This window comes from Acetobacter sacchari (assembly GCF_017377715.1).
GTDB classification, from domain to species: domain Bacteria; phylum Pseudomonadota; class Alphaproteobacteria; order Acetobacterales; family Acetobacteraceae; genus Acetobacter; species Acetobacter sacchari.
On record NZ_JAFVMF010000110.1, the window covers coordinates 1 to 249 of the forward strand.

Annotated in this window: 1 protein-coding gene; it reads right to left on the reverse strand. The window is 79.5% G+C overall.

The genetic code is table 11. The features are described from left to right. On the reverse strand, nucleotides 1–184 hold a 184-nt coding region (locus J2D73_RS20450; RefSeq protein ID WP_207884264.1), incomplete at its 3' end, for a hypothetical protein. Between the last annotated feature and the right edge of the window lie 65 nt (nucleotides 185–249).

Here is a 249-nt window from a genome sequence, read left to right on the forward strand (position 1 = left end):
CCCCCCCCCCCCCCCCCACCACCCCCCCCCCCCCCCCCCCGCCGCCCCCCCCCCCCCCCCCCCCACCCGCCATCACCCCCGCCCGCCGCCCCCGCTCCGCCGCCCGCGCCCGCCCCCCCGCACGGCGCGCCCCCGCCCCCACCCCCCCCCCGTCGGCCCGTCTGCGGTTCCTGTGCTTACCCATGACGCTTCAGTTTCTTTACTTGAGCCCTGTGATCGTGAGTTATCCGACGGCGGTCGCGACGTTCA